The 18,310-nt window shown below is 62.9% G+C and carries 16 protein-coding genes; 6 read left to right on the forward strand and 10 right to left on the reverse strand.

From position 1 onward, the window contains the following. Window positions 1-77 precede the first annotated feature (77 nt). Entirely contained in the window at window positions 78-776 is a 699-nt protein-coding gene (locus tag PAN08_RS09670; protein WP_269791312.1) for a response regulator transcription factor, read from the forward strand. Between the two features lie 25 nt (window positions 777-801). On the opposite strand, the gene PAN08_RS09675 is transcribed toward PAN08_RS09670, so the two are convergent. From PAN08_RS09675 to PAN08_RS09690, 4 genes are all read right to left on the reverse strand, one after another. After that, window positions 802-4,146 carry a PAS domain-containing hybrid sensor histidine kinase/response regulator gene (locus PAN08_RS09675; protein WP_269791313.1) on the reverse strand — a complete coding sequence of 1,115 codons (3,345 nt, stop codon included), beginning with the start codon at window positions 4,144-4,146 and terminating at the stop codon, window positions 802-804. 78 nt (window positions 4,147-4,224) lie between these two features. After that, window positions 4,225-4,710, reverse strand: coding sequence for a MaoC family dehydratase (locus tag PAN08_RS09680; protein ID WP_269791314.1), 486 nt, complete (start codon window positions 4,708-4,710; stop codon window positions 4,225-4,227). Beyond that, a complete protein-coding gene (locus PAN08_RS09685) occupies window positions 4,707-5,585 on the reverse strand; it encodes an alpha/beta hydrolase (RefSeq protein ID WP_269791315.1) in 879 nt (292 codons plus the stop codon). The genes PAN08_RS09680 and PAN08_RS09685 overlap by 4 nt, the downstream gene beginning before the upstream one ends. A 12-nt stretch (window positions 5,586-5,597) precedes the next feature. Next, entirely contained in the window at window positions 5,598-7,796 is a 2,199-nt protein-coding gene (locus tag PAN08_RS09690) for a TonB-dependent receptor (RefSeq protein WP_269791316.1), read from the reverse strand. 155 nt (window positions 7,797-7,951) lie between these two features. Between PAN08_RS09690 and PAN08_RS09695 the strand changes: the two genes are divergently transcribed. The 4 genes from PAN08_RS09695 (at window position 7,952) to PAN08_RS09710 (ending at window position 13,677) form a co-directional block, all read left to right on the forward strand. Beyond that, on the forward strand, window positions 7,952-9,355 hold the full coding sequence (locus tag PAN08_RS09695; RefSeq protein WP_269791317.1) for a GntP family permease: 1,404 nt from the start codon (window positions 7,952-7,954) through the stop codon (window positions 9,353-9,355). An 86-nt stretch (window positions 9,356-9,441) separates the two neighbouring features. Next, complete coding sequence (locus PAN08_RS09700) at window positions 9,442-10,446, forward strand: PHB depolymerase family esterase (protein WP_269791318.1); 1,005 nt, start codon at window positions 9,442-9,444, stop codon at window positions 10,444-10,446. 231 nt (window positions 10,447-10,677) lie between these two features. Next, window positions 10,678-13,023 (forward strand): TonB-dependent receptor, encoded by a 2,346-nt coding sequence (locus PAN08_RS09705; RefSeq protein ID WP_269791319.1) that lies wholly within the window; start codon window positions 10,678-10,680, stop codon window positions 13,021-13,023. Between the two features lie 228 nt (window positions 13,024-13,251). Further along, complete coding sequence (locus PAN08_RS09710) at window positions 13,252-13,677, forward strand: hypothetical protein (RefSeq protein ID WP_269791320.1); 426 nt, start codon at window positions 13,252-13,254, stop codon at window positions 13,675-13,677. A 60-nt stretch (window positions 13,678-13,737) separates the two neighbouring features. On the opposite strand, the gene PAN08_RS09715 is transcribed toward PAN08_RS09710, so the two are convergent. Further along, the gene (locus PAN08_RS09715; protein ID WP_269791321.1) at window positions 13,738-14,121 is read right to left on the reverse strand and encodes a glyoxalase superfamily protein; all 384 of its coding nucleotides are present in this window, start codon (window positions 14,119-14,121) and stop codon (window positions 13,738-13,740) included. A gap of 40 nt (window positions 14,122-14,161) precedes the next feature. Here PAN08_RS09715 and PAN08_RS09720 point away from each other — a divergent pair, with 40 nt between their 5' ends. Beyond that, complete coding sequence (locus tag PAN08_RS09720) at window positions 14,162-14,797, forward strand: hypothetical protein (protein ID WP_269791322.1); 636 nt, start codon at window positions 14,162-14,164, stop codon at window positions 14,795-14,797. 23 nt (window positions 14,798-14,820) lie between these two features. On the opposite strand, the gene PAN08_RS09725 is transcribed toward PAN08_RS09720, so the two are convergent. The 5 genes from PAN08_RS09725 to PAN08_RS09745 form a co-directional block, all read right to left on the reverse strand. Then, complete coding sequence (locus tag PAN08_RS09725) at window positions 14,821-15,429, reverse strand: hypothetical protein (RefSeq protein ID WP_269791323.1); 609 nt, start codon at window positions 15,427-15,429, stop codon at window positions 14,821-14,823. 41 nt (window positions 15,430-15,470) lie between these two features. Then, complete coding sequence (locus PAN08_RS09730) at window positions 15,471-15,830, reverse strand: hypothetical protein (RefSeq protein WP_269791324.1); 360 nt, start codon at window positions 15,828-15,830, stop codon at window positions 15,471-15,473. 17 nt (window positions 15,831-15,847) lie between these two features. Then, the gene (locus PAN08_RS09735; RefSeq protein ID WP_269791325.1) at window positions 15,848-16,648 is read right to left on the reverse strand and encodes a hypothetical protein; all 801 of its coding nucleotides are present in this window, start codon (window positions 16,646-16,648) and stop codon (window positions 15,848-15,850) included. 125 nt (window positions 16,649-16,773) lie between these two features. Next, on the reverse strand, window positions 16,774-17,214 hold the full coding sequence (locus tag PAN08_RS09740; RefSeq protein WP_269791326.1) for a GFA family protein: 441 nt from the start codon (window positions 17,212-17,214) through the stop codon (window positions 16,774-16,776). A gap of 21 nt (window positions 17,215-17,235) precedes the next feature. Then, window positions 17,236-18,111, reverse strand: coding sequence for a PhzF family phenazine biosynthesis protein (locus PAN08_RS09745; protein WP_269791327.1), 876 nt, complete (start codon window positions 18,109-18,111; stop codon window positions 17,236-17,238). Between the last annotated feature and the right edge of the window lie 199 nt (window positions 18,112-18,310).

Consider the following 18,310-nt stretch of genomic DNA (forward strand, 5'->3'; position numbering starts at 1 on the left):
TCAATCCCGTGTAGATGTGCCAGCGTACCTAGGTACCCGTCCTCACCTGCGGATGAATTTGCTAACCTCGAATCGCCATGCCAACCCTGCTCATTGCCGATGACCACCCCCTGTTCCGGGCCGCGCTGCATCGCGCGGCCGAGGAGGCGGTTGTGGATCTGCAGATCAGCGAGGCCGATTCACTGGAAGGCGTGCTTGAGACCATCGAGAGCCAGCAGATTGATCTGATGCTGTTGGATCTGCACATGCCGGGCAACCACGGTCTTGCAGGCTTGGCGACGATCCGTGCATTGCAGCCCGGCCTGGCGATCATCATCGTTTCGGCCAACGAAGAACCGCATGTGATCCGCCGCGCCATCGACCTGGGTGCCGCCGGCTACCTGCCCAAGAGTTCGGGACTCGTGGACCTGCAGCAGGCATTGCAGACCGTGCTCGACGGCGAGCGCTGGATCCCTGCGATGCTGCGTGAGACCGTCGCCCGGGTTGCTCCTTTCAACAAGGACGCCGACCTGGCTGCGCGCCTTTCCAGCCTGTCCTCACATCAATACAAGGTACTGAGCCTGGTGGCGGAAGGGCTGCTCAACAAGCAGATCGCGGACCGGCTTGGCGTGCAGTTGCGGACGGTCAAGGCGCATATGACGCGCATCATGAGCCGGCTTGGCGTGCGCAACCGGGCACAGGCAATCCGCGTGCTGCACGAACTCGGCCTGACCGATCCGTCGCGGCAGATTGACGACACTACCGGGCAGAAGCTGGCCGAACACTCAGAGGCCTGAGCTCCGCGCGGCACCTGGTCGTTGATCAGCGAGCGCCGGAGGCCTGATCGACCACGCGTGTCGCCAGCAGGTGGTTGATTGCCCAGCGCAACGCCAGTGGTTTGAACGGCTTGGACAGCAATGACAAACCAACCTCACGCACCGCCTCCCGCGTGTCGATGCCGGTATCGGCGCTGAGGATCACGGTCGGGCGCTGACCATGTGCGGCGGCGAGCCGCTTCCACAACCGGGCCCCGGTATCGCCATCATCAAGGTGGTAGTCGAACAACCACAGGTCTGCGTCGCGCGCGGGCGCATCACAGCTGTCGCCGTCGCGCAGTGCGGTCACTTCGCAACCCCAGGCCAGCAGCATCTGCCGCATTGCTTCCAGCGCATCGGGATCGTTGTCGACCACCAACACGCGCGTGCCTTTGATGGCGCTGTTGCCGCTGGGGTGTTTTTCATTCAGGGAGGACGGGGCCGGCTGTGCACGGGCCACGGCGATGGAGAAGGCCGAGCCGTGGTCGATCACGCTGTGCAGGGCAAGTGGCACGTGCAGCAGCCCGGCGATGCGATGGGCAATTGCCAGGCCAAGTCCCAAGCCTTGTCCATTGCTGCGATCTCCGCGCTGGAACTCTTCGAACACCAGCGTCTGCTGCTCGCGCGCTATGCCTGGCCCGCTGTCGTGCACCGCAATGGATAGCGTGTCGCCCCGACGGCGGATGCCCAGCAGTACGCCGCCACGACGGGTATAGCGGATAGCGTTGGCCAGGAAGTTCTGCAGCACACGACGCAGCAGCAGCGGGTCGCTATGCACCCACGCGCGGGTGGGAACGTAGCGGAACTGCAGGCCGCGTGCGGCTGCTAGCACAGCGAATTCCTGCGCGAGCGGATCGAGCACGGTGGATAGCGCGAATGGACGCGGATCGGCGACCAGCCCACCGGCCTCCAGTCGCGAAATATCGAGCAGGCCGGAGAGCAGGTCATCGGTGGAGTCCAGTGCGCCACGGATCTGTCGCAGGAAGCTGTCCAGGAATTCGGACTCGATGTGCTGTGACATGGCATCGGTGAGCAATTGCGCGGCATGCAACGGTTGGATCAGGTCGTGGCCGACCGCTGTCAGGAATCGCGTTTTTGCCATGTTGGCGCGCTGGGCCTCGTGCACGGCATGCTCCAGGCGCGCAGTGCGATCCTGCACGCGGCGTTCCAGTGTGTCGTTGCTGCGCTTGAGCGCATCCTCAGCCAGACGGAACGCGGTGACATCGGTGAACGTGGCGACATAACCACCGCCCGGCATCGGGTTGCCTCGGATCTCGACGATGGTGTCGTCCGGAAAGATCCGCTCCGATAGATGCGGCGTGCCGCGCCGCATGTGCGCAACGCGTCGGGTCAGTGCCTTGCCGGGGTTGTCGCCGGGTGCATCGCCGATCTTCAGTTGCCCCAATGCCCATGCAGTGAGGTTGGCCACTGGCTGTCCCACCTGCAGAAGGTCGGGTGGAAATTTGAACAGCGCGGCATAGCGGCTGTTCCAGGCCACCAGCTGCAGCTGGGCATCGACCACGCTGATGCCCTGGCTCATGTTTTCCAGCGCCGCTTCCAACAGGCGCTGGTTGAAGCGCAGCACCTGGGTGGCCTCACCGACGGCACGGGTGACCGCCTCCAAGGGTGCTGTGCCGCCATCGCGCGCGGCCTCGATCAACAGGCGTGCCATACCCGCACCCACCACTGCGGTGAGTTCGCGTTCAATGGCGGTGACACGTTCGTCATCAAGCATCTGCCCGGCATGCCCGGCCATCAGCTGCCGTGCCCGTTCCTGGCCGAGAAAACGCCCCGCCGTCTTGCGCAACGAGGCTGCGGCCACCGCCTCCCGCTGCAACGGCAGCGACGGGCGCACCGCACGCGCCACCAACGCAATGGTGATCAGGTTGACCACCAGGCTGGCGCTCATGCTGATGGCGATATGCCCAGGCTGCATGCGCAGCGAGAACAGCGCGAGCCAGTGCAGCCCATCGGAGCTGGCCGAAGGCTCAGCCGCGGGGATCACCATGGGCAACAGCACCAGCCATAGCCATACCAGCGATCCCAGTACGATGCCGGCCATGATGGCCGGTGACGGCGTGCGCGGACGGTACACCGCCAGCAGCACCGCCGGTGCCAGCTGTGCCAGCGCGGTGAATGACATCAGGCCGAAATCGCTGAGTGCCTCGGTGCCGCTCATGGCGCGGCTGTACAGCCACGACATCAGAAATACGGCAAGGATGCCGGCACGGCGGAACGCCAGCACGCGCGGACGCAGATCGGCGCCGGCATCGCCGTCCACGCCGCCGAGCAGGCGTGCGCCGAAACCGTGGTTGCCGAGCATGATCGACAAGGTCAGCCCCGACAGAATCATCATGCCCGTCGCAGCACTCAGGCTGCCCAGGTAGGCCAGCAGCGCAAGGACGTGGTGGCCGCGTGCCTGTGGCAGTGCCAGCACATACAAGTCAGGTGACACCGACTGTCCCAGTTGGGCCGCACCGGAAAGCGCCATGGGCACCGAAGGTAGCCCGATCAACAGCAGGTAGAGCGGAAACAACCAGCGTGCAGTTTTCAAGTCGGAGGACTGGCGCAGCTCGACCACGCCGACATGGAACTGATGGGGCAGGGTGAACGCCGCCATCGCGCCCAGCGCAACCATGGTGATGAAGTCCGGGATCACCGAGGGCGGCGGCAGGTGCAGCATCTTTTCGAGCAAGGGGCTGCCCGATTGATGTACCGACAGTGCTGCATACAGGCCGATGGCCAACAGCGCCGCCAACTTGAGCAGCGATTCCAGTCCCAGCGCCACCACGATGCCGCGGTTGTGCTCGGTTGCCGAGGCCTTGCGCGCACCGAACAGCATGGTGAACGCCGCCATCGTCAGCGCGAACCAGAACGACATGTCCAGTTGGTGTCCGCTGGCTGCGAATTGCTCGCCCAGCAGCGCGGTGAGGCCCTGGCTGACCGCTTTCAGCTGCAGCGCGATGTACGGAATGATGCCAAGCAGTGCGACCAGGGTGATGGTGATGCCAAGCCCCTGATCCGTACGCAGCCGCGCTACCACCAGGTCGGCGATGGTGGCGCTGTTGTGTTGTTTGGCCAGCCGCCCGAGCCGTGCCAGAAAGGGCAGGCCGAAGGCAAAGATCAAGGCCATGCCGATCAACGTCGGGGGGATCGGGAAACCCCATTGCACGCCTTGCGAGGCAGCCCCGTAGTACGTCCACGCGGTGCAGTGCACGGCCAGTGACAGTGCATAGATAGCCGGCCAGACTTTTGTGAGGCGGTGGCCCTGACGCTCGCCCCATAGAGCGACACCGAACAAGAGCACGGTCCAGGCGATGCAGGCGAACAGGACGATGGAGGGTGTCAACATCGCTCCAGTGTAGAGAGATGGGCGGCCGGCGTGCGGGATGCTGGCGGGGCGCCGAAGTGGCGGTGATATGGGCCGGCGCTAGGGCTCAATCACGATCAGCGACAGGTGCTCGGCGACCAGCGCCACTTCGCCGGATGGCACCCGTTCCACCGTCTTGTGCTGGGTCAGCAGCCATTGTCCCGGCTGGCGGCACTCCAGCGAACGGAGTTGTGAGCGCACGCGGATTTCCGAGCCGCTGGGCACCGGTGCAAGGAAGCGGACTTTGTTCAAACCGTAGTTGAGCACGCGGGCGATGCCGGGGAAGCTGACCAGCGCGGCGACGTCTTCCTCGATGGTGAGTGAGAGCAGCAAGAAGCCGTGCGCAATGGTTCGCCCGCCCGGCAACGCGTCCTGTGCACGGACCGGGTCGACGTGGATCCAGTTGTGGTCACCGGTGGCATCGGCGAATGCATCGATGCGCGATTGCGCCACGCGCATGCAGGCGCCCAATCGCTCGCTTGCGGCCCAGTGGTGCAGGGCCAGCAACGCAGTGGGCATCTCTTGGTTTGTGTCGGCGGCGTTCATCGCACACCTCCCAGCAGGGCCAGGATCGCGTCGCGAGCCACCGGCTCAGACAAGGTCGGTGCATGACCGACATCCGGTACTTCGACCAGGGTTGCCGTCGCCGACGTTGCCACCATCTGCCGTGCCACGTCCGCCGGAAGTATGTCCGACAACGCGCCGCGCACCACCAGTACCGGAGCACGGCGGGTCAGCGACCGCACCGCACGCCATAGCACCGGTCGTAGCAGCCACAGCACCCAGGGCCGGGTGGTGCGGATGACGGCGGGATCGTAGTCCAGCTCCAGCAGGCCATCATCGCGTTGGCGGAACATGCGCGTTGCCATGGCACGCCAGTCGTCGGCGCTGAAGCGTGGGAAGGACGCTTTGCCGATTGACTCGGCGTAGGCGGCTGCCTGCTCCAGATCCATCGGTGGCAAGGTCTTGCCGGCATATTTGCCGATCCGCGCCAAAGCCTCGCGCGGCACCTTGGGGCCGGCATCGTTGAGCACCGCTGCGGCGATGCGGCCAGGCGCGCGGGTGGCAAGGGTAATGGTGACCAGCACCCCCAGCGAGGTGCCAATGAACACGGCCTTGTCGACACCTTGGGAATCCAGCAGCGCTGCCATGTCGTCGGCGTACGTCCGTGCGTTGTAGCTGGACGGGTCTGGCGCGCGCGCTGAACCGGCCCGCCCGCGCAGGTCGACGGCGAGCACGCGCCAGCCGGCCGCCGTCAGATACAGGGCGACGGCATCGAAGTCGGCTGCATTGCGGGTCAACCCCGGGATGCACACCACCGTGCCGCGGGGGGATTCCCCCGGGCAAGGTGGATAGTCGCGTGCATGCAGGCGCAGGCCATCGTTGCTGTTCCAGTACAGATCGTCGTAAGACTGCGTCATGCCGGGTAGTTCCTAGAAATCGTAGCGAACGCTGAGACTGTACTGGCGCGGCGGGCCGTAGAAGCCTATCAACGTGCCGACCGCCGGGATGTTGTAGCCCGTGGTGCGGTACTCCTTGTCGGCAAGGTTGGTGCCTTGCAGGGAGAAGGTCCAGGCGTCATTGGCCTTCCAGATCACGCCGGCATTGACCAGGCCATAGCCATCCTGCCTGATCGCTGGACTCAGGTCCGTGGTCGGCCAGACCTCGCTCTGGTAGCTGTAGCCCACCCGAGCGGAGAGATTGCTGCCATTGGACAGTTCGGTGCGGTATTCCACGTTCAATGCACCCGAGAACTCTGGCGCATTGGTGAACTTCATCTGGTCGGCGACGTTGACGCCACGGTCCATGTACTCGTCGTACTTGGTGTCCAGCCACGCCAGGTTGCCGGTGATGAGCCAGTGCTGCGTCGGCAGGTACTGGTACTCGATTTCCAGGCCGTTGACCGTACCGGCACCGGCATTGGTGAAGTCGCCGAAGAACGCATCGTCAACGCCGTCGCCATTGGTATCAATACCGGTGAACACCGACAGCTGGATGTCCTTGTACTTGTTGTGGAAGGCCGACAGGTTCAGGAACAGGCGCTGGTCGAGAAAGGCCATCTTGCTGCCGATCTCGAAGCTGTCCACGGTCTCGTCGTCGAAAGGCTCGGCCGAGCGCGGTACCGCCACGGCATTGGCGCGGATGTTGTAACCACCGGACTTGAAACCGCGTGTTGCCAACCCGTAAACCATGATGTCCGGGGTGATCTCGTAATCCAGCGACACCTTCGGTGACACGTTCTTGAAGTTGGTGGTCTTGTCGAAATCGGCAGCGACGGCAATCGGACGGCTGAAGGTCGCATCGGCGTAGAAGCGGTTCAGCACGATCGCGCGCTTGTCCTCGTCGGTGTAACGCGCACCGACATCAAGCTTGAGCTTGCTGGTCAGGTCGAAGGTCCAGTCGGCATAGAGCGCGATGCTGTCGGTCAATACCTTGCCGCGCGTGTCGCCGAACTGCAGGTTGAAGAAGTTGTTGCGGATCTGCCCGCCCGCTTCACCGCTGAATTGGTACAGGCCGACCACGCCGCGCACACGTCCGCCTGCGTCGTAGTTGAACTGCACTTCGTTGCTGACCTGGTTGTCGGCATACGAGCCGCCGACGTCGGCCAGCTTGATCGGCGTGGTATCGAAGTCGATGTTGGAGTGGCTGTCGGATTCGCGCTTGGCAATCACATATTTCAATGCCACGTCGTCGTTGGGCCGCCAGTTCACCGTCGCCGAGGCGCCCTTGGTTTCGACACTGTTGAGATTGGGCATGCCCGAGCGGATGTCGTAACGGTCGTCCATCGGCGGATACGCAGGAGTGAACGGGTTGGGCGCCAGCATCTTCGAGCCACGCATCCCGGACTGGTCATCGATCCAATCCAATGCGAACTGCACGTCGAAATCGTCGCCCGCGTAGGCACCCAGGTTCAATCGTGCCGCGTTGATCTGTTTGTCGCTGATCGGTTGGCCGGTAAGCGTGTTCTCGCCGAAGCCGTCGCGGTTCATGCTGGCCACCGCGACGCGTGCGCGCAGGCCACTGTCCGCCCCACCCAGCGGGCCACCGATGGCCGCCTTGGCGTCGAGCTGGTTGTAGTTGCCTGCGGTGATCTGGGCGAAGCCCTCAACCTGCGTTGGCAGACCGCGCGAGATGTACTTGATGGCGCCGCCAATGGTGTTCTTGCCGTACAGCGTGCCTTGGGGGCCGCGCAGCACTTCGATACGCGAGACGTCGAACACGTCCAGCAAGGCACCCTGCGGACGCGCGATATAGACGTCATCGAGATAGATGCCCACGCCAGGGTCCGCACCCCAGGTGGGATCGGACTGGCCGATACCGCGGATGTACGCAGTGACCGTGCTGCTGGCACCGCGTGCCGCATAGATGGTCAGGTTGGGCACCTGTGCATCAAGGTCGCCGATGTCCTGCACGTTCAACTTGTCCAATGCTTCGGACGTGAAGGCAGTCACCGCCACAGGTACTTCCTGCAGGGTTTCTTCGCGCTTGCGCGCGGTCACCGTGATGCTGTCCAGGTTGGTGGCCGAAGCGGCCTTGCCCGCTACTGGTGCTGCGCTTTGCGCCTCTTGCGCCAGTGCGGGCCCGGAGGCCAGCAGCGCGCCAATCATCAGGCTCAAACAGTTCCGCTTCATTCGGTCCTCCCCAGGCATGTGCGTTGCAGATGGCCCATTGCCACCCGTGGAGCCTAGGCTAGCGACGAACGTGTGCACCAGCGAGTGGACCTAGGTCCAGTCGGCAGCGGCCGTCAGATACGGATACTGGGCGCCTCCTCATCTGGAAGCGCCGTATGTCGTTACTGATCGTACTTGCAGCGCTCGGCTTCCTCATGCTGGTGGCCTACCGTGGCTACAGCGTGATTCTGTTCGCACCCATCGCCGCACTCGGCGCGGTGTTGCTGACGGATCCTTCGCTGGTGGCACCCATGTTCACCGGCTTGTTCATGGACAAGATGGTTGGGTTCCTGAAGCTGTATTTCCCGGTGTTCCTGCTGGGTGCAGTGTTCGGAAAGCTGATCGAACTCTCTGGTTTTTCCAAGTCGATTGTGGGGGCGGCGATTCGCCTGTTTGGCCCGCAGCGGGCGATGCTGTCCATCGTGTTGGTGTCTGGCCTGCTGACCTACGGCGGCGTGTCGCTGTTTGTCGTCGTGTTTGCGGTGTATCCCTTCGCTGCCGAAATGTTCCGGCAGAGCAACATCCCCAAACGCTTGATTCCGGCAACACTGGCCGTTGGTGGTTTCAGCTTCACCATGGATGCGTTGCCCGGTACGCCGCAGATCCAGAACATCATCCCGACCACGTTCTTTGGCACCGATACCTGGGCCGCACCGGTGCTGGGTGTTCTCGGCAGCGTGTTCGTACTTGCCGTCGGCATGAGTTACCTGGAGTGGCGCCGACGCGTTGCCGTGCGCAATGGCGAGGGTTATGGCGACCCCGCAACCCTGGTCAACGAGCCGCTGCCATTTACGGGCACTGCGCTGGCGAATGCAGGCATCGCGGTGTTGCCGCTGTTGCTGGTGTTTGTCTCGAACAAGCTTTTCACTCTGGGCATACCGCACTGGTATGGCGCCGAACACAGCTTCGTGCCCTCGATCATGGGCAAGTCCGCGCCGGTGGTGCAGGAAGTGCCCAAGATCGCCGCGATCTGGGCGGTCGAGGGCGCGCTGCTGGTCGGCATCCTGTCGGTGATGGTGTTGGCCTGGCGCCCGGTCGTCACCCAGTTCGCCGACGGTACGAAGACCGCCATCAGTGGCGCGCTGTTGGCGGCAATGAACACGGCCTCCGAATACGGCTTCGGTGCGGTGATCGCGGCGCTGCCTGGTTTCATGGTGGTGGCCAACACGCTGGGTTCGATCAAGGACCCCTTGCTGCACGAAGCCGTCACCGTGACCGGCTTGGCCGGCGTAACGGGCTCAGCGTCTGGCGGCATGAGCATCGCGCTGGCGGCGATGGCCGACACCTTCATTGCCAATGCGCAGGCGGCCGGCATACCGATGGAAGTCCTGCACCGCGTGGCCTCAATGGCCTCGGGTGGCATGGACAGCCTGCCGCACAACGGCGCCGTCATCACTCTGCTGATGGTGACCGGGCTCACCCATCGCCAGGCCTACAAAGACATTTTTGCGGTGACGATCATCAAGACGCTCGCGGTGTTCGTCGTGATCGGCATCTATTACGCCACTGGCTGGGTTTAACAGCAGCGTTGCAACACGCTCTGGATGCTTCGTCCAGAGGTTTTTCGGTACGACTTCATCCACGACTCACGCTTGAGGATCTGGTTATGAAATACGGCATCGATACGATCAAGACGGGCATGGTGTTTCTGTTTACATGGCTTGCGTTGGCCGGGAGCGCCAATGCGCAAACGGCAACCGGGCACTGGGATATCGGCTTGTACGGCAATATTTTCGGTAGTCGCGAGTATCAGGTGTGGGTACCTGCCGACTATTCGGAGACACAGGCGCAGCCGTTGTTGTTGGTGCTTCACGGGTGCGTCAACGGGCCGAACCTGATGGGGGAGGCTTCCGGCTTCAATGAGGTTGCCGATGCAGAAGGCTTCATCGTTGTGTACCCACGGCAGAACGTGACGTCCAACCCGGCGCGTTGTTGGAACTGGCAGCTGCCGATCAACCAGGCGCGAGGCAGTGGCGAGGCGGCCATCCTGGCCGGCATCGTGGACGCGGTGAAGGCGGGCTACAACGTCGATCCGCGTCGGGTCTACGTCACCGGAATTTCCGCTGGCGGTGCCATGACGTCGATCATGCTGGCCTGCTATTCGGATGTCTTTGCCGCAGGCGCGGTGCATTCCGGTGGCATGTACAGGGGCGCCACCACGGTCTCCGGCAGTGCCTACGCGCTGTTGGCGGGCAGCATCTACTCGCCGGACAGCAACGGGCGTCTGGCCTGGCAGTGCTCGGGCTCCCCATCGCCGCGTCCGCTGCCGGTGCTGGTGTTCCATGGCAGCGCCGACAGCACGGTCAACCCGGTGAACGGCCAGCAAGCGGTGCGCCAGTTCCTGCAGACCAACGACCTGGCCGATGACGGTTTTGACAATGATTCGGTGAAGTACGTGCCCACCAGCACCCTCAATGCGCAGGTGCCGGGCGGCCGCGCCTATACCATCGACAACTACACCTATGGCGGCAAAACGCTGGTCCAGCACTATGTCGTGCACGGCATGGGGCACGCCTGGAGCGGCAGCGATTCTGGCCTGCCATTTACGGACCCCAAAGGGCCGGATGCGACCTTGATCACCTGGCTGTTCCTGAAAGAGCATCTGCGTTGAGTGGATGAATCACCTATGCCGTCAACGGGGGAATGACGGCATGGGTTGAAGTGTCGGCAACGCCAGCGCCGGGGCAGGTCGCTCCGGCGCTGGCGTTTGTCTTCAGGGCGGCAAACGTGGGCAATGCCATCCAACTGCAACGTTGTGCGGTGATGCTATGCGCGCCTCATGCCGCGCGATCGGCCCTGTCCGGGCCGAGCGGTTTCATCACCTGCCAACCAAGGGCATCCCATGCAGCTTCACCCCGCCGCACCTGCTTCCCGTTGCACCCACCGTACGTTGCCGCGCCGCTCCCTGCTGGCGCAGGCCTGTGCATTGCTGATCCTGCCGTTGGCTGCACAGTCGGCGCTGGCGCAGGAAGTCACCCAGACTGTCGCGCGTAGTTCTGCCACTGCACTGGATGCCATCACCGTCACCGCTGAGCGCCGCGAGCAGAACCTGCAGGACGTGCCGGTATCGGTAGGCGTGGTGCAGGGCGAAGCACTGCGCAGCTACACCGAAGGCGCTGACGACACGCTGCTGGCACTGTCTGGCCGTGTACCGAGCTTCTATGCCGAAACCACCACGGGCCGCATTTTTCCGCGCTTCTACATTCGTGGTTTGGGCAACATCGACTTCTACCTGGGTGCCTCGCAGCCAGTGTCGATCATCCAGGACGACGTGGTGCTGGAACACGTGGTGCTCAAGTCCAACCCGGTTTACGACGTAGACCAGGTGGAAGTGCTGCGCGGCCCGCAGGGTTCGTTGTTCGGCCGCAATACCACTGCCGGCATCGTCAAGTTCGATACGGTCAAGCCCAGCCAGGAAGGCAGCGGCCGGGTCAACGTGAGCTACGGCAGCTTCAATACGGTGTCGGTGGACGGCGGCATGGGCGGGGCGATCAATGATGTGCTGTCGTATCGTATCTCCACGCTGTACCAGCATCGCGATGACTGGGTGGACAACACCTACAGTGGCCCCAGCGCCGACGGCACGGTGACGCCGAAGAAGGACACGATGGGCGGTTACGACGACCGCAACCTGCGTCTGCAGCTGCTATTGCAGCCCAATGACCAGTTCTCGCTGCTGGCCTCGGCCCACACCCGCGATTACGACGGTACTTCGACTCTGTTCCTGCGCAATGCGCTGAGCAAGGGTTCCAACCGTGTGGACGTGGCGCGCGACAATGTTGCCTACGACGAAGCCGACAACAACCCGCAGGCGTATAAGACCCACGGCGGCTCGGTCAAGGCGACTTACGATTTCGGCGCGACCACGCTGACCTCGATCAGTGCCTACGAGACCACCTCCGGCTACAGCCGTGGTGACACCGATGGCGGTGCTGCGGCCGATTTCCCGGTCAATGGCGTGGCCAACGGCTACGGCCAGTCGATGGGTCAGGTGCGTGACCTGGACCAATTCACGCAGGAAGTGCGGCTGGCTTCCAATAGCACCGATCCGTGGTCGTGGCAGGTGGGTGCGTTCTACTTCGATGGCCGTGACACCACCGATTTCTACCAGCGCGCCTGGTTTCTCGACACAGCGGCTCACAACCCGAACAACTGGGTGCGCCTGCGCAACATCAACACCTCGTGGGCGGGCTTCGGCCAGGTGAGCTGGAAGGCCACCGACGCACTGACCCTGACTGCAGGCGTGCGCGGCACCAAGGACGAAAAGAAGACCCGCCTGCTCAAGACCGCCGACACCGCTGCCGGCGTAGTGATCTACAAGGGCCGCACCAACGTCGAGATGTCCGATACCCAGCCCAGTTGGGACCTGAGCGCGATGTATGAGATCAGCCCGGAGTTGAGTGTCTACGCACGCGTGGCACGTGGCTTCCGTGGCCCGACCATCCAGGGCCGCTCGGCAGCGTTCAATGCCGATTTCACCACTGCCGATTCGGAAACCATTCTGTCGTGGGAAGCCGGCATCAAGAGCAGCCTGTTCGAGAACCGCCTGCGTTTGAACGTCAGCGGCTTCACCTATGCAGTCAACGACATCCAGCTCAACGGTAATGACTCCAACGGCAATGGCGTGCTGTTCAATGCCGACAAGGCGCGGGCCTATGGACTGGAAGCTGACCTCGACTGGCGCCCGATCCCGAACCTGTCGCTCAGCGCCGGCTTGAGCCTGCTGCACAGCAAGATCGAGGACAAGCGCGTGTATGCGCAGGTCTGCGCGCTTAACGGTGTGGTGGTGTGTACGGTCAATGACCCGACCATCAAGATCGGCAGCAACGTTTACGCGCAGATCGACGGCAACCCGTTGCCGAATGCGCCCAAGTACAACCTCAACCTGGCTGCCCGCTACGACATCCCGATGGGCAACGACGGCGCACTGTTCTTTGCCACTGACTGGAACAAGCAGGGCGAGACTCAGTTCGTGCTGTACGACAGCAACGAGTTCTACTCAAAGGGTAACTTTGAAGGCGGCCTGCGCGTGGGCTACACCGGTGGCTACGGCGCATGGGAGGTGGCGGCGTTTGCCCGCAACATCACCAACGAGAAGAACCTCAAGGGTGTGATCGAAAACTACATGGCGGCGGTCTATAACGAGCCGCGCGTCGTGGGTGTTTCGTTTAATTACAACTGGCGGTAAGCGCTTGAAGCCCCCTCTCCCGCAGTAGGGGAGAGGGGTTGGGGTGAGGGCACGCTTCTGGCGCAAATGTGCCACTTCCCCCCCAGCTCACGCCATCCCATCCCACCCCGCACCGGAATCCCCACCGGCTCAGACCGGAAGCCGTGAAGGACGTGATGCGCCCACACGTGCCCGGCGTCTTCGAGCGGATCATACTGGCGCCTCATCGGGCGTCATGGGAGAGGGGCGATGCGCACGTTTTTGAAAGGTCTGTTGGCTGTGGTGCTGGGTTTCATTGTGGGCAGCGCAGTGAACATGGGGCTGATCCTGCTGGGTGGGCGAGTGGTGCCGCTGCCCGCAGGAGTCGATACAAGCACCACGGAAGGATTGAAGGCGGCCATGCCGTTGTTCGGCCCGGCACATTTTGTGTTTCCGTTCCTGGCACATGCGTTGGGAACCTTGGCCGGCGCTTTCATCGCGACACTGGTGGCTGGGCGGGTGAGCGGGGTGCCGGCGCTGGTGATCGGCGCGTTGTTCCTGGCGGGCGGCGTGGCCAGTTGTTTCATGCTGCCGGCGCCACGCTGGTTCGAGGTGTTAGACGTGCTGCTGGCTTACTTGCCATTTGCATGGCTGGGCTATGTGTTGGCGCGCAGGCGCGACATGATACGGCGATAGCGCTGCAGCCTGCAGGTTGGGGCGAAACACCAACCTGCAGGCAACTGTGTTTTTCGTGCTTCAGCAGGCGGGCTGTGCCTGCGGTAGCGGCTGGCCGAATGTCAGTACGTTGCCTGCGGGATCGACAACGCTGAAGTCACGCATGCCGTACGGGCGATCCCCAATGGGGACGTCAATGGCTATGCCGGTGTGTTGCAGCTGTGCGTAGTAGCCATCAATCGCATCGATGCTGATATAGAGCCGGCTCGTTCCGCCAGGCTTGGCATCGCTGCGACAGGTGAGGGTGATCTCCACCTGGTCACGACACACCGCCGCCACTTCCAACGGACTGCCCCATTCCCAGGCAAGGTCGAAGCCCAGTTTCTCCTGGTAGAACGCCAGCGCCGCCGGCAGATCGTCGGTGCCGAGGAAGGGGGAAATTGAATGAAAGCGGGACGAGGTCACGGTCTTCTCCGGAATGCGATGACGGCCGGATAGTGGCACGATGCCCATCGCAAGGACACTGGCCTGGGCACTTGCCTCGCTGCGGGCATCACGCGACGACCATGGAGGTACTCTGGTGCGATTTCCTGCCGCGTATTCCCGGTTCATTGCCGGTGTGTGTCTGCTTGCGCTATCTGCCTGCGCCTCCATTCCCCTGTCCACTGCGCTGCGGCTGTCCACATTGGACGAAAAGACCCTGCATCAGCTGGACCCCGCCGGCGTAGGCGTCCGGGTATCGGTCCCGCGCGGCAACGTAGTGGACGTGTCGGGTACCCGCCTGAAGCTGGAGCTGCACCCTCAGGGAGAGCCCGCGCTTGTGGCCGACATGCAGTTGAGGCTGTTGGGGACAGCAGAAGGGAAGCGCAGCACCGGGCTGTTCAGTGCCGATGTTCCGGTCACCACCTACGAACGGGTGCTGACACCGGACGGGGTACGGCAGCTGCGTGAACTCCAGGCGCAGATGCTCAAGGCAGCAGGCCCGGTCAAGTTCAATTTCAGTGTCGACATCTCATTTTCAAAATTTGCCCCAGGTATTCAAGAGATGACGTTCTGGAGCGACCTGAAACTTCGATCAACGGATGCGTACATGCCGTTGATCGACGGGGCGAAGCTGAAGTTCACGTTCAAGGACAGCTGAGCCTGCCCGTGGGCAGGGAGCGCCTATTCGTATGTCCGGGCAACATTGCCGCGGTTGTCGCGCAGTTCGCGTATCCACCATTGATGTGGGGTGGCGTCACTGATGAAGCGTAGGTGGGTGGCGATCACCAGTAGCGCACTGTCATCCAGATCCAGTTGTTTCCATGCGTAGCTGATGATGTCCGGGGCCTGTTCGATGAAGTCGAAGCCATCGTGGTCGAACAGGAATACATGCCCGGCCGGCTCACCGGAGGTGGGTATCAGCAGGTAGTTGCCGGTCCCAGGTTCCTCGCCGATGACCAGCGCCGCATCGACCCATTCGGGCAGATATTCCTCGCGCTCGGCTGGATCCATGGCTTCCGTCCAACCATCAAAATGTCGGCGTAGATGCGCCCAGTCCGAAGGTGATGCCAGCAGTATGGCTGCCTCGCCACTGTCGTTATCGGCGTAGAACAGCGCGCTGCCGAATTGGCTATAGAAAGGACGCAGCCCCGGGAGGTCGGGGATGTCGGCAGTGTCGTGTGCAGGCGTGATGCGGTGGGAGAAGCCGATGTTGCGGGTGATGGTGGCGTCGGACAGTGCTTCACAGTGGAAGGTGCCGCAGTGGTTTGCGATTGCCTGTTGCAGGTCCATCTGTTGTCCGGTTCTCACGTGGCAAGGGGGCGGTCGGCATATCAGCCGTGGCGATGGGATTTTGCGTAACTGTCACGGTCGATGTCGAGGATCTCGACGCTGGTCTGCAGGTCCATACCATTGGTAGGAATAGCGGCTTCCAGGGCGGCCAACAGCGCCTGGGCGATCTCGCGTTTGGTTTCGGCTGTGCGACCGCTGAGGAGGGACAGCGTTGCCGCGACAAACGCACGCGCTGTATCGGCAGTGCCGATGGCGAAATTGTCATGGCCAATCGCGCGACTCTTGATGTCGGCCTCCTGGAACTGACCGGTGTGCATCAACGCTTCATTGGCGGCACGTAACAAAGCAGCTGCGGGGGCGGTACCGAGGTTGCTGCTGTATTCGATGGTGAGGTGGGGCATGGCGAGAGGGTTCCGGGTTATCGCGGAGTGGCTTGCAGCATTGCGTTGATGCGCTGAACCACGGCATCGGAATACGTGATGCGGGTTGGTGTGTCGCTCAGTGGCGCAGGCGCATTGGCGTCACGCAGGGTAGCGTCGTCGAGGCCACTGGTTGTTCCGTAGATGGGGGCATCAACCGTGAAGCCACGTTCTGGATAACGCCCGTGGATGGCCCGATAGAGTTGGATTGCGTCCAGCAGCGTAAGCGCCGGGCCGGGGTGTCCGCCGTCGGCGTCAAACCACTGCAGGTCCGGCGCCGTTGTGGATGCGCTGCGCAGGGCTTCGGATATTTCCACGTAAGGAATGTCTGCTTGTTTCGCTGCAGCAGATTCGCGTTCGACCAATGCGACCGATGCGCGCGGATGGCCCTGATAACTGCCGAGCAGAAACACCCGGGCGCCGTTTTTACGGCCCATTTCGGACAGAGCGGTCACTGCGGCCTGCGACTGGTTGCAGGCATTCTTGTCGGGCATGCATAACAGCGTGCCGCCTTGTTCCTGCAGCACCAGAATTGCCGGACGCTGCGTACTAAATGCTTGCTGCACCGAGCCGTCGGCGACGCGCTGGCTCAGTGTGGCGCCGCCTCTGACGATCATTTGGCTGTGAACCGGTTGACCGTTGGCCTCGCTCATCGCGGCGAAGGTTGCTGGCAGATTGCCAACGTAGATCAGGCTGTTGCCCACGAACAACGCCTTCTCCGGCTGGGCTGCCTGGGCGGCCAGGGCGTTGGCAAGGGTGGCGAGAATCAGGCACAGCCCAACAACACTCCATTTTCCCAAGGTTTACTCCCTGTCTGCAGACGTCGTGCTGCATGGGTTGACGTGTTGGCGGCCGGTGTTGCTTTCAAGCGGGGCCGCCCAGGTGGCAACGGCTCCGGTCTCAGGCAGACAACGCCATTCTCATATCAGTCGTCATGCAGTGGCCCGTCCCAGCCTTCACTGTATTTGGGCAGCGCATCCTGGATGTCCAGCAGGCGGTAGGCATAGAACAGATGGAATGTGGGGGCGTAGGCCTCGGGTAATTGGCCGCCAAAGGCACGCGCAATCAGTGAGGTGCGAATGACGGCCATGCCCAGTCGATTGCTGCCGAACAGCACTTCGCCACAAGCAGCGCAGTAGTGTCGCTGCATCCGTAGCTGCGGGTGTTGGTAGGTAGATAACTGTCCATTGCCGTGAGTAACGGCCAGCGCGTCGCTTGCCCATGCATTGGCAGCCAATACCGGCAGTCCATAAAACTGCTGGCAGGCATGGCAGTGACAATAGGCGCGCGCAGCCGGCGCGCCACTTACCTGAATCGATACTTCGCCGCAGTTGCACTCAAGTTTGAAGGTGTTGCTCTTCGGCATGACGTTCCTTGCGTGGAAGGGTTACCAGTTGATGGTTCCCTGGATGACAGTCTGTACCTGGCCGCCCGACCAGACATCACCGTGTTCATCGACGCTCAGTTCCAGCAGTGCATCGTGGCCGACTTCGCGGCCCTGGCTGGCGGTGTAGCGCTTGTCGGTGCCCGGCAGTGCGCCGCGTTCGTCCAGCCATGCAGCCAGCACGGCATTGGCGGCACCAGAAGCAGCATCCTCAAAACGACGGCCATTGCCGACGAAGGCGCGCACGACCAGCTGATAGCCTTCGCCGTCACTGCGCGCATAAGCGAATACGCCCATTGCGCCGGTAGCTTCGGCCAGCATTGCGACGGCATCCCAGTCCGGGGTGAGTGCGCGCAGTGTGGCTTCGTCCGCTACTTCCACCACCCACCAGCGACGGCCGCCGTCCATCAAGGCCGGCGGCAGTGTGCCCAGCGGCCAGCCGGCAATGGCCGGCTGCAGGCGCGCGTCGTCGGCAATGACAACTTCGGCCACGGAAGCACGCGGGGTGCGGATGGCGATGGTGCGCACGCCGTCGTTTTCGCTAATTCGCAGCGGCAGCTGGCCGGCGATGCCGTCCTGTACCAGTAGACCGTCAATGGCCGCAGCCACGCCGGCTTCGAGCACGGCGTGTGCACTGCCGACGCTGGGATGGCCGGCGAACGGCACTTCCTTCTGCGGCGCGAACATGCGGATGCGATAGCTGCTGCCCGGTGCAACGGGCGCGCTGATGAAGGTGGTTTCCGGCAGGCGGGTCCAGCGGGCGATGGCCTGCATGGCGGCATCGTCCAGGCCTTCGGCGTCGAGAACGACCGCCAGCGGGTTGCCGGTGCCGGGGCGGGGAGCGAAGACATCGAGTTGCAGAAAGCGGCGGGTGGTCATGGGAGCGTCCGTGGAAAGCTGATTTTCGTAGCCCCTCTTTTGCATGCGGGGCAAAGAGGGGTGTTTGCGAACCATCGGTTCGCGATTTGATGAGCGCCCTTGCGCTTGCACAAGAGCCGGGACGTGGGTTCAGCACATACCGGTCTTGCCCCTCGGGCGCTTGTCGCGTTGTCGTCCCGTACACGGGAGAAGGGAGCGC

This window comes from Stenotrophomonas sp. Iso1, from assembly GCF_027497995.1.
Taxonomy (GTDB): Bacteria; Pseudomonadota; Gammaproteobacteria; order Xanthomonadales; family Xanthomonadaceae; genus Stenotrophomonas.